The 6944-nt window shown below is 69.1% G+C and carries 4 protein-coding genes and 1 pseudogene; all 5 read right to left on the bottom strand.

The window, feature by feature from the left end:
• A pseudogene (locus tag A5736_RS02000) lies at positions 1-159 on the bottom strand (PaaI family thioesterase); the annotation flags it as partial.
• A 35-nt stretch (positions 160-194) separates the two neighbouring features.
• Positions 195-3191 (bottom strand): bifunctional [glutamine synthetase] adenylyltransferase/[glutamine synthetase]-adenylyl-L-tyrosine phosphorylase, encoded by a 2997-nt coding sequence (locus A5736_RS01995; protein WP_076244238.1) that lies wholly within the window; start codon positions 3189-3191, stop codon positions 195-197.
• 51 nt (positions 3192-3242) lie between these two features.
• Positions 3243-4583: a type I glutamate--ammonia ligase gene (glnA, locus tag A5736_RS01990; RefSeq protein WP_076062263.1), complete on the bottom strand. Its 1341-nt coding sequence runs from the start codon at positions 4581-4583 to the stop codon at positions 3243-3245.
• Between the two features lie 104 nt (positions 4584-4687).
• Positions 4688-6253 (bottom strand): alpha/beta hydrolase, encoded by a 1566-nt coding sequence (locus A5736_RS01985; RefSeq protein WP_139333080.1) that lies wholly within the window; start codon positions 6251-6253, stop codon positions 4688-4690.
• A 130-nt stretch (positions 6254-6383) separates the two neighbouring features.
• Positions 6384-6944 (bottom strand): alpha/beta hydrolase (locus A5736_RS01980; RefSeq protein WP_139333079.1); only part of this gene is annotated, 561 nt, incomplete at its 5' end.

Here is a 6944-nt window from a genome sequence, read left to right as displayed (position 1 = left end):
CCGGGTAACGGCCTCGATCGCGGTCCGCGCGCTGGCGACGACGTCGTCATCGGCCTCGGTCCGGATGGTGGCGTCGACGAGTTCGCGCACGGCGTCGGCCAACGGCGCATACAGGGCCGTCACCCGGTTGGCCTCCGCCGCGCTGAGCACCTCGAACATGGCATCGAAGTTGCCCCCGAACGCGCCGGCGTCGCTCAACTCCCGAACACCTTGCGTACCACGGCTTTTGCGCGCCTCGTCACCCTCAGGTAGTTGTCCAGGAACTCACTGCCGTCGTCGGTGCCCCAGCCCGCGGCGACCGCGACCGCGTTGAGCTGGCGTCCGGGCCCCGGCAGCTGGTCGGTGGGCTTGCCGCGTACCAGCACCAGCGCGTTGCGGGCCCGGGTCGCGGTCAACCATGCGTGGCGCAGCAGCTCCACGTCCTCCTCGGGCATCAGATCAGCCGCCGCGGCGGCGTCCAGGGATTCCAGCGTCGAGGTGTTGTGCAGGGCGGGAACCTGGTGCGCGTGCTGCAGTTGCAGTAGCTGCACGGTCCATTCGATGTCGGCCAGTCCCCCGCGGCCCAGCTTGGTGTGCGTGTTGGGATCGGCGCCGCGCGGCAGCCGCTCGGAATCCACCCGGGCCTTGATGCGGCGGATCTCGCGCACCGCCTCGGCCGACACCCCGTCGGACGGATACCGCGTTCGGTCGGCCATCAGCAGGAAGCGCTGGCCAAGGTCCGCGTCGCCGGCGACGGCGTGCGCGCGCAGCAGCGCCTGGATCTCCCACGCCTGCGCCCACTGCTCGTAGTAGGCGGCATACGACCCCAACGTGCGGACCAGCGGGCCGTTGCGGCCCTCGGGCCGCAGGTTGGCATCGACTTCCAGCGGCGGGTCCACGCTCGGGGTCCCCAACAACGCCCGGATCTGCTCGGCGACCGACGTCGACCATTTCACGGCCTCGGAATCCTCGAAACCGCGAGCCGGCTCGCAGACGAACATCACGTCGGCGTCCGACCCGTAACCCAGCTCGGCACCGCCCAGCCGGCCCATCCCGATGACGGCGATGGCCGCCGGGGCCTTGCCGTCGTCGGGCAGGTTCGCCTTGATCATCGCGTCCAACGCGGCCTGCAGCACGGCAACCCACACCGACGTGAGTCCCTTGCACACGTCGGTGACATCGAGCAGGCCGAGCAGGTCGGCGGAACCGATGCGGGCCAACTCCCTGCGGCGCAGCGAACGCGCGGCGGCGATCGCCCGCACCGGGTCGGGGTGCCGCGCCGCCGAGGCGACCAGCGCGCGGGCCACCGTGTCCGCGTCGGTCTCAAGCAGCTTCGGGCCGGTCGGACCGTCGCTGTATTCCTGGATCACCCGCGGCGCACGCATCAGCAGGTCGGGCACGTACGCGGACGTTCCCAGCACATGCATGAGCCGCCTGGCGACCGCGGGCTTGTCCCGCAGCGTGGACAGGTACCAAGTCTCGGCGGCCAGCGCGTCGGACAGGCGCCGGTAGGCCAGCAGCCCGCCGTCGGGGTCGGGCGCGTACGACATCCAGTTCAGCAGCCGGGGCAACAGCACCGACTGCACCCGCCCGCGCCGCCCACTCTGGTTGACCAACGCCGACATGTGCTTCAGTGCGGTCTGCGGTCCCTCGTAGCCCAGCGCGGCCAGCTGCCGCTCCGCGGCCTCCGGCGTCATGCCGTGCGAGATCTCCAGGCCGGCCGGACCGACCGACTCGAGCAGCGGTTGATAGAAGAGCTTGGTGTGTAGCTCCGACACCCGCACGTTCTGGTGCTTGAGCTCCTCGCGCAGCACCCCCGCGGCGTCGTGGCGGCCGTCCGGGCGGATGTGCGCCGCGCGGGCCAGCCAGCGCACCGCCTCCTCGTCGTCGAACTCGGGCAGCAGGTGGGTGCGCTTGAGCCGTTGCAGCTGCAGCCGGTGCTCGAGCAGGCGCAGAAATTCATAGGAGGCGGTCAGGTTCGCCGCGTCCTCGCGCCCGACGTAGCCGCCCTCGCCCAGCGCGGCCAAGGCGTCCACCGTGGACGCCACGCGTAGCGATTGGTCGTTGCGGCCGTGCACCAGCTGCAGCAGCTGCACGGCGAACTCCACGTCGCGCAATCCGCCGCTGCCGAGCTTCAGCTCGCGGGCGCGGACATCGGAGGGCACCAGCTCCTCGACCCGCCGCCGCATGGCCTGCACTTCGACCACGAAATCCTCGCGCTCGCAGGCAACCCAGACCATCGGCATCAGCGCGGTCAGGTAGCGCTCGGCTAGTTCGGCGTCGCCCACCGCGGCCCGGGCTTTCAGCAGCGCCTGGAACTCCCAGGTCTTCGCCCAGCGCTGGTAGTACGCGAGGTGCGACTCGACGGTGCGGACCAGTTCGCCGCTGCGACCCTCGGGCCGCAGCCCCGCGTCGACGGTGAAGAACGCATCGGAGGCCACCCGCATCATCTCGCTGGCCACCCGGGTGCTGAGCGTATCCGCCTGCTCGGCGACGAAGATGACGTCGACGTCGCTGACGTAGTTCAGTTCGCGGGCACCGCATTTGCCCATCGCGATGACGCTCAGCCGCGGTGGAGTGCGGTCCCCGCACACGGTTGCCTCGGCCACCCGCAGCGCGGCCGCCAGCGCCGCGTCGGCGAGGTCGGACAGCTGCGCGCCGACGACGGGGAACGGCAGCACCGGCTCGTCCTCGACGGTCGCGGCCACGTCGAGCGCCGCCAGCAGCAGCAGCTGATCGCGGTAGAGGGTGCGCAATCGCGAAACCGCGGAACCCGGCTCAGAACCGGGTCCCGTCAAGGCCTCGTCGGCGCATTCGGTGAACGCGCGCTGCAGCTCGTCGCGGGTGGGCAGTTTGGCGTTGCCGCGCAGCAGCTTCCAGGACTGCGGATGGATGGCGAGGTGATCGCCCAGGGCCAGCGACGAACCGAGGACGGCGAACAGGCGCCCGCGCAGCGGGCGCTCGGTGAGCAGCGCCGCGTTGAGCTCGTCCCAGCCGGCGTCGGGGTGCTCCGACATTCGGACGAGGGCGCGCAGCACGGCGTCGGGGTCCGGCGCGCGCGACAACGCCCACAGCCGGTCGATGTGCGCCTGGTCGTCGTGGTCGTACCAGCCGAGCCGTTCGAGCCGCTCACCCGCCGCGGGATCGACCAACCCGAGCCGTCCGACGCTGGGCAGCCGCGGGCGCTGCGTCGCGGGTTTGGTCACGATCAAGACGGTAGCGCAAGGCGCCGATCGCTCGGACCGACCGGGCGATCCCGTGAGCTACAGCGACAGGTAGGTGCTCAACTCGTACGGCGTGACGTGGCTGCGGTAGTTCGCCCACTCCGTGCGCTTGTTGCGCAGGAAGAAGTCAAACACGTGCTCCCCCAACGCTTCCGCGACGAGCTCAGAGGCCTCCATGCTTTTAAGGGCGCTGTCGAGGCTGGTGGGCAGCTCGCGGTAGCCCATCGCACGGCGTTCCTCGGGCGTGAGGTCCCACACGTTGTCCTCCGCCTGCGGCCCCAGCACGTAGCCCTTCTCCACCCCGCGCAGGCCGGCGGCCAGCAGCACGGCGAACGTCAGGTACGGGTTGCACGCCGAGTCGGGGCTGCGCACCTCGACCCGTCGCGACGACGTCTTGTGCGGCGTGTACATCGGCACCCGCACCAGGGCCGACCGGTTGGCCGCGCCCCACGACGCGGCGGTCGGTGCCTCGCCGCCGACCACCAGCCGCTTGTAGGAGTTGACCCATTGGTTGGTGACCGCGCTGATCTCGGAGGCGTGCTCGAGGATTCCGGCGATGAACGACTTGCCCACGTCCGACAGCTGCAGGGGATCGTCGGCGCTGTGGAAGGCGTTGACGTCGCCCTCGAACAGGCTCATGTGGGTGTGCATGGCCGAGCCGGGGTGCTCCGCGAAGGGTTTGGGCATGAACGAGGCCCGCGCACCGTTTTCGATCGCGACTTCCTTGATGACGTAGCGGAACGTCATGACGTTGTCGGCCATCGAGAGCGCGTCGGCGAAGCGCAGGTCGATCTCCTGCTGGCCGGGCGCGCCTTCGTGGTGGCTGAACTCCACCGAGATGCCCATGAATTCGAGGGCGTCGATGGCTTCCCTGCGGAAGTTGGACGCGGAGTCGTGCACCGCCTGGTCGAAGTAGCCGGCGTTGTCCACGGGGATGGGCCGTGACCCGTCGTTGGGACCGGGCTCCAGCAGGAAGAACTCGATCTCGGGGTGCACGTAGCAGGAGAAGCCCAGGTCGTTGGCCTTCTGCAGCTGGCGCCGCAGCACGTGCCGCGGGTCGGCCCAGGACGGCGAACCGTCGGGCATCGTGATGTCGCAGAACATCCGCGCCGAGTGGTGATGGCCGGAGGGGGTGGCCCAGGGCAACACCTGGAAGGTCGACGGATCGGGGTTGGCGACGGTGTCGGATTCCGAAACGCGGGAGAAGCCCTCGATCGAGGATCCGTCGAAGCCGATGCCCTCCTCGAAGGCGCCCTCGAGTTCCGCCGGGGCGATGGCGACCGACTTCAGGTAACCGAGCACGTCGGTGAACCAGAGCCGCACAAAGCGGATATCCCGTTCCTCCAGCGTGCGGAGGACGAATTCCTTCTGTCGATCCATACCCCGAACAGTAGGCAACAGCTGTTAAATCCGTGTTACCGATGCCCGCTCAGAACCATTGCGGACTGCTCAGACGGGTGCTGTGGGTCGGCTGGGAGCCAGCCTCAGGACTTGCACCGCAACGATGGGGGCGGGGCCGTCCCCGCGACGAAATAGCGCGTCACCGCGGTATCGACACACTGGTCGCCGTTGAAGACCGCGGTGTGCTGAGTTCCGTCGTAGGTGATCAGCGGGGCGCCCAGCTGGCTGGCGAGATTTACCCCGGCCTGATACGGCGTGGCGGGGTCGTGGGTGGTCGACACCACGACGACCTTGCCCGGCGCGACCCGCGCCGCGCTGTGCGGCGTCGACGTCGCCGGCACCGGCCACAGCGCGCACAGGTCGCGCGGGGCGTTGCCGGTGAACTGTCCGTAGCTCAGGAAGGGGGCGGCCTGACGGATCTGTCGGTCCGCGGTCACCCAGCTCGCGGTGTCCGTCGGCGTGGGGGCGTCGACGCATCGGACCGCGTTGAACACGTCCTGGTCGTTGTTGTAGTGGCCGTTTTTATCACGGCCTTCGTAATCGTCGGCGAGGGCCAAGAGGTCGTCCGCGTCGGTGCCGCGCTGCAGCCCGAGCAGGCCACTGGTGAGGTACTTCCAGTGCTGCGGGGTGTACAGCGCGTTGATGGTGCCGGTGGTCGCGTCGGCGTAGCTCAGGCCGCGCGGATCCGACGTGTGGCCGGGCTTGGCGACCAGCGGATCGACCAGCGCGTGGTACCGGTTCACGAATTGCGCCGGGTCGGTGCCCAGGGGGCAGGCTTTCGAGCGGGCACAGTCCGCGGCGTAGTCGTTGAAAGCGGTTTGGAATCCCGCCATTTGGTTGACGTTCTCCTGGACCGGCCCGACGGTCGGATCGATGGCGCCGTCGAGCACCATCGTGCGCACGTGGTCACCGAATTTCTCGAGGTATGCGGTGCCGAGTTCGGTGCCGTAGCTGTAGCCGAGGTAGTTGATCTGATTCTCACCCAGCGCCTGCCGAACCATGTCCATGTCGCGAGCCACGGACGCGGTGCCGATGTTGGCCAGGAAACCGTTGCCCATCCGGGTCACACACTGCTGCGCCAACTGCCGGTTGAGCTGCTCGATGTGCGCCACACCGGCCGGGCTGTAGTCGACCATAGGTTCGGTCCGGAACGCGTCGAACTCGGCATCGGTGCGGCAGCGCAGCGCCGGGGTTGAGTGACCCACCCCTCGAGGGTCAAACCCCACCAGATCGAAATCGCGGGTGATGTCGGTGCCTTGTAGGTCGGATGCCATCGCCGCGACCATGTCCACCGCGGACGCGCCCGGTCCGCCGGGATTGATCAACAGCGATCCGATCCGCTGGCCCGTCGCGGGCACCCGGATCACCGCCAGCTTCGCTTGCACCCCACCGGGATTGGCGTAGTCGACCGGGACCGACACGGTCGTGCACCTGGCGGTGGGCAGATCGCTGCCGTCGACATCGAACTGCTCGCAGCCGCCCCAGTTCTGCGGCGCCGCGGCGACCGGCGGCGGTGCGGGGCTCGGCGTCTGTCCCGCACCGGGTTCCGGCGTCGCGCCGGCGAGCGGCAGGGCGGATTGCCCCGCGACCAGCAGCCCCAACGACAGCAGCGCCGAGCTCAATGGTCTGCGGCGCGACATGGCTGTCATCGTTGCACCGACGAATACCCGTCGCAGCGCGAAACGGTCACGCCTTGATCTCTTCGCCGAGCGTGTACTCAGTGCGAAAAATCCGCCGGAATCTCGCAACCAGTGCACGTTCGGCGCCGCGTCAAAGGCGTCAGCATTTCGCGCCGCTGGGCGGCGTGGCGCCTCCGATCAGATACGCCGTCACGTAGTCGTCGATGCAGCTGTCGCCCTGGAAGACCACCGTGTGCTGGGTTCCGTCGTAGGTCAGCAGCGAGCCGCGCAGCTCGTTGGCCAGATCCACGCCGGCCTTGTACGGCGTCGCCGGATCGTGCGTGGTCGACACCACCACGGTCGGCGCGAGACCGGGCGCCGTGACGGTATGCGGCTTGGTGGTGGGGGGCACCGGCCAGAACGCGCACGTTCCCAGCGGCGCGTCGCCGGTGAACTTCCCGTAGCTCATGAACGGAGCGATCTCCCGGGAACGACGGTCTTCGTCGATCACCTTGGCGCGGTCCGCAATTGGCGGTTGGTCAACGCAATTGATCGCCACGCGCGCGTCGGTGGCATTGGTGTAGTGGCCGTGCGGGTCGCGGCGCATGTACATGTCGGCGAGCGCGAGCAGGGTGTCCCCGTGGTGGTTGACCAGCTCGGTCAGGCCGTCGGTCAGGTGATGCCACAGCGTCGGCGAGTACAGCGCCATGATGGTGCCCAC

Origin of the sequence: Mycobacterium sp. SP-6446 (assembly GCF_001954045.1) — a bacterium.
Taxonomy (GTDB): Bacteria; Actinomycetota; Actinomycetes; order Mycobacteriales; family Mycobacteriaceae; genus Mycobacterium.
Note: the sequence above shows the minus strand (reverse complement) of the source record. Positions and strands in the feature narration are given on the sequence as shown.

Coding starts and splice junctions, on each gene's coding strand:
- glnA (WP_076062263.1), bottom strand. CDS start 4,583: ATGGATCGACAGAAGGAATTCGTCCTCCGCACGCTGGAGGAACGGGAT.
- A5736_RS01985 (WP_139333080.1), bottom strand. CDS start 6,253: ATGACAGCCATGTCGCGCCGCAGACCATTGAGCTCGGCGCTGCTGTCG.